Raw genomic sequence first — 6,309 nt, forward strand, 5'->3', positions numbered from 1 at the left:
AAAACTACCTGGCTTACTTTGCGGTTCGATGGTTTTTCAAAAGAAAAGGCATTTTCGAGGCGGTCTATACCTTGCGAAATAACGAATGCCTGGTTGCCGGAGAGATTGAACCGGTAATTGGTGATATTGCTCCCTTGCGCAGGAACATCCACTTCTATGTAGCTGTCCGAATCCGGTTGTTGTTGCAACTGGTGCTGGCGAATAAGCCCATCTTCGGGTATAATGGTATATTTCTTTCCGGAGTAGTTTTCGTTTGAAGCAGGCGCCTCGGTTGGGGTGTGCACCGCTGCATACTCCAGTTCGGCCAGCAGATCGCCACCGGCAATTTCCAGGTTGATCGGAGCAGAGACACGTTCCGTATTTTCTCTGCCGATCTCGTCATAGTTGTTTCTTTCCATAGGTTCGTTGCGTCTTCTGTTTTCCCTTCTCTTTTTGGGTTGGCCAGGCTGTTGCGGGTCCTGCAGTTGCTGCTGGGCTTGCGACTGCTGCGGCTGTCTCTCTCTTTGCTTCTGGCGCTGCTCACGCGGCTCACGCTGTTCGTGGCGCTGTTCCTGGCGTTGCTCGTTCCGTTGTTCGTGACGCGGCTCATGCTGCTGCTCCTGCCTTTCGTGCCGGGGCTGGTTTCTGCGTCCTGACTCACCCGGTTCATTGGCCGGGCGGTTGCTTTTGCCACCGGAGCCTTCCAGCTTTCTGAGTTTTGCATCCAGGATGCTGTTTTTTTCCTTCAGCGTTTCGATCCGTTTTACCAGGATACGATGGGAGCTGCTGGCTCTCAGAAAGGCAAATCCAGCTGCTGCCAGTGCGATAACGCTAAGTATGATTGCTAAATAATCCATGTTCAATGCTGTTTCTTCTAAATAGAATTTATGTTGATGTTTTGGAGGTGAAAGATACTGGTTTTTTTGGAAGTAGTTTTGCTTACTGCATTTGACCAGCCTTTACCGAATCAAACCACCCCTGCCCCTCTTCGGAACAGGGGTGGTCAATCCCATTAGCGGTACATTCACATCCTTTAGGCCATGCTGCTTACCTGTGCCTGCTGCTGGTACAGTTCTTTGGACAGCAGGTATAGCGATTGCTTCAATGGCATAAAGAACATGGTTTCGTGAAGCTTCTCCCTGTCTGTCAGACCCCGTACGGTATCTTCCAGCACCATGGTATAGCTATCCTGTATGTTAACTTTCATAAAATCCAGTACACGTCTTGGGTCTACTTCCACGCCCATGGAGCGCATAAGCGGCGACACGTCCGGATCGTCGAGCAGCAGTTCGAGGCAGGCCATGACGTTGTCCATCACCTCTTGGCGCAGTACGCTGGTGATCTCTGTTTTGGTGACCGGCGTCAGCGCATCTTCGCTGTTGGCAGAGCCCGTCGGATGCAGGATCGGAATGTTGGTCAGGTCGTTGAGGTCAGCTCCTTCCAGCGCCATGGCACCGCCATTGGCCGTTACCTGCTTCGGATTGTCGACCAATACCAGCTTGAAATTAGCCGGCGGCTCCTGCCCGGTCACCTTGTGGAAGATGGCTTTGGCAAAGCGCTCTACGTTCGACAAATTATTTCCCGCGCTCAGCAACTTGATATACAAGCTGCCGCGCCCACTGAAGGAGATATAGCGCGGTACCTTCACATCGAGCTGTTGCACGAGCTGTGCCAGGTGATACATCAGCGAACCAAAGTGCAGGTAGAACAGCAGGCGCAGCTGGCGGGCCTGCAGCAACTGGGAACTGTACTGCAGTTCCTTGTCGTAGCTGAAGAGCAAAGAGCTGATATCGGCTGAGTTGAAATCCGGGTTGTCCAACGCTGTTTCGAGGAACTTGCGGTATTCCCTTCCCTCTTCGGTCAGCGGTATGCGCAGCACATGGTCCACGCCATACTGCAGCAGGCCATTGTCTTTGCTGGTCTTCACCGTAGCAAAACCGTCGCCCCACAGGTCGTTGCCGGCAAAGCGGAAAGAAGAGCTATGCGAGGGCTTGCGGTTGGTGAACAGCAATACGTCCGTCGTACCACCGCCAATATCCACGTTGATCAGGTTCTCATCCTGGCTGGGTACCACAGCGCCGGTGCGGGACAGGAAGTAGAATGGTGCCACCGACTCTGTGATGCAAGCTGTCGTTCTGCCGTTCTTGAATACACTGTTGTACACGCCATCCCATACGTTCTGGAACATGTTGCGTGAATATTCATCGAAGCTCAGAGGCGCAAACCACACGATCTTCGTAGCGGCTACGTTGCCGTTGTTGAGCACCACCTTGTTCTTGATGAGCAGCATGATCTCGGTGAAGAAGGCTTCGATGCGACGCTTGCCGGTGTTGGTCAGCGTCTCGCTCCACTTCAGGTCGGTATGGTACGTTTGCTTGTACTGCTCCTGGTGCGTGCCTTCTGTGTTGATGGAGAAACCGATGTTGATGTTGCCAAACAGGTTCGGTATCTGGTTTTCAAAATCGATAGACTCACAGGTAGCTGTCCGGGTTGGGAAAGAATACAGCGAGCCCCCGGAGCCGATGATCAACGGTATAAACTCGCGCTTCAGCAAGGTCTCTACGGCAAACAATCTACCGAAGCCACGCTTGTGGAAACGCTGGTAATCGGTCAGAGCCGGATCATCGGATGCCTTGTTGAGCATCACCAGTTGCAGGTCGTTTGCCGTGATGGTAAACTCCCGTGGCGGCTGGTTCGCGCCGGAGGTATAGGCGATGTGCGTGTTGGAAGTACCGAAGTCAATGGCAAAGGTGAAATTGTGTATACCCTGCTGCACTTCCTGGAATTTCGGTACGATCAGGGCTTTGCCCGTGAAGTCAACCCCCATGTGCGTGAACTCCGCAAAGTCGAAGTGTGTGCCTTTGATCTCGTAGTAGGTGCTGCCGGCGCTGCTGTTGCTCTTCTTAGTGCGGCGGTGTGCCGAAGCCGAAATGATGCCGCCTCCTGCTTCGAGTAATTTGCCGCCTGCATAGAAGGCAAGCGAGTGGTTCTTGTTCACCAGCAGCGGATCGATGTCCTCATCCACCAGCATCACTTTATAGAAGTCATTGTACTGGGCCGCATCCGTGAACTTATAAAAAGGGAATACGCCCAGACCGATCTTCGACTTCAGGATATGCCCTTTTTCAGGTATAGCATTGCCGTGCGCATCTTTTGAGTTGAGCGGGTTGTCGTAGTAGCTGCGCTCGTATACCACATTTCCTTTTTCGGTGGGAATCTGCAGGGTCACCCGCACATGATTCACATCGATGTGGAAGGTCAGGTGGTTGGCCAGATCCTCCGGCGTGAAGAAATCAAAGTACAGGCTGGTGATCGGCAGCAGGTAGTTGAATGTCTTATCCGTTACGCCCGGCTGATGTACCACGGTGCCGCTGTAGAATCTGTCTGTGTTCACCTCGTACGGCACCTGCACGATCGTTTCCTGCAGCAGGTCGTTGATGGTCAGGTATGGGTAATTGAAGCCTACGCCTGGCAGCGAACGGTTCGCCAATGCCTTCTCGTCGGAGTAACCCACGGTAGTATTCGGAGGCCAGGCCAGGTTGTTGACATACTTGATATTGGGTGCCAGTCGCAGATCCGGCTTCAGCACGATCGGTCGCTCTCCAGTAAAGCCGGAATGCGTCGGACGGATGAACAGGTCGCTGCTGGTCACAGCCGTCTGGTCTTTCTTCACCAGGAAATTCAGATGCCCCACATGCACCGGGTTCTGCTGGTAATCTACGAGCTGCAGGTATTCCGAGGCAATGGCATTCTGACCCACTGCACCGGACATGCTGATGTTGCGGAGCAGGCTTTCATCCAGGGAATTGTATACCGCCGGGAAGGCCTGTATAAAGGCGGGATTAGACACGAACAGCTTGTGCACATACTCCTTGAAATCACGTTCCCGGTCGTTCAGGGCCACATAGTTGTGGTCAAAGTAGGTACCGATATTCTGGGCACGGTTTATACCCAACGGCTGCACATTAGGCGACACGAACAGGAAGGTCAGCGGCGAAGTACCGCCGATCAGCTGCATCTGCCGCTCTCCCCTGCTGTTAGTTGATTCGAAGAAGAACAGGAAGATATCTTCTATACCTTGAAAGCGGCTGTCGTTCATGAACAGCTCCAGCGTGCGGCCCAGCAGGCTGGTGTTCGGGTTGGACTGCATTGCACTTAGCTGCTGGTGCTTGTTCCAGCGCCTGACGATGATCTTGTTCCCGGCCTGCGCATAGCTCTGGTAGTTGTAGAGCAGCTCCCACAGGTCCCAGAAGTGTGTCACGAACTTGTGGTAAATGCTGTTGTTATTGGAGCCTGTCACCCCCTGCTTCACGAAGTCGAAAGCAGTTTCGAAGAGGTGCATGCGGGCAAATGGGGTCGGGATGGAAGCGTTGATCTTAACGGCTCTGCCACCGGCGCCATCGGTTATATCTTTAATCTCGGTGCTGGTGATCTGGCTGGTTTTTGCCCAGCCTTCCACGTTAGACCCGGTTTTATGAAGACGAAGTACTTTCGGCATGTTGTTTCGTTTGTTTTAAGGTATGTTTGCCATATATGGCGCGAGCGCCCACGCTCGTGTCTAACTATAGCGGGGCCTCTGGCCCTATTATTCTGTGCAAAGCGGCCGGAGGCCTCACTATAATAAACACGAGCCAAGAGGCTCGCGCTATTTATTTCTCTTAACTATACTTGAGTTTCTCCTCCACCAGCCTGTCCGTTGCTGTTTCAAAGGCTTTGATGGTTGCCTTGAAAGCGTTGCGTTCAGAGATGGATTCGGAAGCACGGTTGAGCTCTTTCACGAAGGCTCCCTGGTTGATGCCTTTGTTGAGGAAGCCGGTCTCGATCTGTTTATCCGTTACCATCCGGTTGAAGTCAGTCTCGTTCAGGTTGAGGGCAGCAAAGGTTCTTTCTTTGCGGCTCAACTCCCGCAACCAGGACTGGTAGCCGAATTCCGGATGCGTCAGGAACTTGTTCAGCTCCTTGAATACCGCATCGTTGCGGATGGCACTGGTCAGGTCCACTCCTTTGGCATAGGCTGCCTGCGCGTCGCCGGGCAGGTGCATGGTATAATAACGCTCAAAATAATGGAAACGGATGAGCTGGGTGGCAATCCGCTCCCGGGTTTCAGCATCGAGATGGGCAAACTGTACCTCGCTCACATCCTCCCGCAGGCCATACTCGTGGTATACTTCGTTGCCCGAAAGCTCATTGTCAGAGTAATCCATGAAATCCACGATGGCCAGGGCACTCAGCAACTCGACCAGGTGGGCATCGTTCTTCTGGCTGGCCCGCCCCGGGTTGTTCTCCATCGGTTTGTCCGGCGTATCACCCATGTAGTACACGGCATTCACCCCATTCAGGTGATTCTGGTAATAGGACAGGGCGTCTTTTGCTTTGGTGGTAAAGGTATTGGAATCGATAAAATCAGCCTCCACTCCCTGAGCAGGTTGTTCCAGCGAGAAGTACGGCAGCACCACCATCGCACCGGTCAAGGCACTGTTCAGGCTGGCCGCATTGGGCAAGGTGGTGCGGCCATCCTTGAAGTTCTTGAGCAGCAGCGGGAATCCGGCTGCCCCTGTTCCTCCGAAGATCGAGCTCACAAAGAAAATCCTGTCGCCTGCCTGGAAATTGGACGCAAAGAAGCGCATCTCCGGGGAATCGATGATCTCGTTAAGAACCACACTGCCGACGTTCGGGCTGCCGCGGAAGCCTACATCCAGGCTGTTGTTCATGTTCTCAGGCGTGAACAGCAGGTCAATGAGCGCCTGGCTTTCTACGTCCAGTTGGTTGTAGCCGACATGGTCTTTGAAGGGCTTGTTGATCCCTCCGAAGTCATACACGAAGCTGTCCCGGATCTTGGCAGTACCATCACCGGCTATGCTGGACAAGGTGCTGATGTCGGTATGAAAGAATCCTTCGTCGCGGCGGCCCAGGCCATCGTGTATATGCTTGTAAGTTTTGAGCAGTTCTACCGTCCGGTTCATGTCCCCGTTCTGTGTGTCGGGGTCGATGATGATGGGTACGATTTTATCACAGTTCTGGATCTTGACACCAGCGGCCATCAGCATTACCAGCGAGCGAATAACGCGTGAGCCGGTGCCGCCGATACCGAATACAAAAAGCTTTGCCATAGTTATTTTTTATTAGGCCATTTCATAGGAGTTGTCCATGCCTGCACGGAGCCTCTTTTGAATAGGATGGAGAATAGAAAGAAAAGAATCAGACTGTAAATCATGTTCACGAAAGCAAACATATAGGTATAAGAGTGCGTCTCGATGTCGTTGTTGGTGACCTGCATAATCGGGATGATAAAAGCTATGGCCGCATTCAGCAGCAGGAACATCACCCAGT

General features: G+C 52.9%; 2 protein-coding genes and 2 pseudogenes. All 4 read right to left on the reverse strand.

What is annotated here, in order from left to right:
• Positions 1–836 (reverse strand): annotated as a pseudogene (locus tag OB13_RS03185) (hypothetical protein); the annotation flags it as partial.
• A gap of 176 nt (positions 837–1,012) precedes the next feature.
• The gene (locus OB13_RS03190) at positions 1,013–4,477 is read right to left on the reverse strand and encodes a hypothetical protein (protein WP_461488703.1); all 3,465 of its coding nucleotides are present in this window, start codon (positions 4,475–4,477) and stop codon (positions 1,013–1,015) included.
• A 160-nt stretch (positions 4,478–4,637) separates the two neighbouring features.
• Complete coding sequence (locus tag OB13_RS03195; protein WP_461488704.1) at positions 4,638–6,089, reverse strand: hypothetical protein; 1,452 nt, start codon at positions 6,087–6,089, stop codon at positions 4,638–4,640.
• A 2-nt stretch (positions 6,090–6,091) separates the two neighbouring features.
• Positions 6,092–6,309 (reverse strand): annotated as a pseudogene (locus tag OB13_RS03200) (hypothetical protein); the annotation flags it as partial.

Source organism: Pontibacter sp. HJ8, from assembly GCF_054824225.1.

Coding starts and splice junctions, on each gene's coding strand:
- OB13_RS03195 (WP_461488704.1), bottom strand. CDS start 6,089: ATGGCAAAGCTTTTTGTATTCGGTATCGGCGGCACCGGCTCACGCGTT.
- OB13_RS03190 (WP_461488703.1), bottom strand. CDS start 4,477: ATGCCGAAAGTACTTCGTCTTCATAAAACCGGGTCTAACGTGGAAGGC.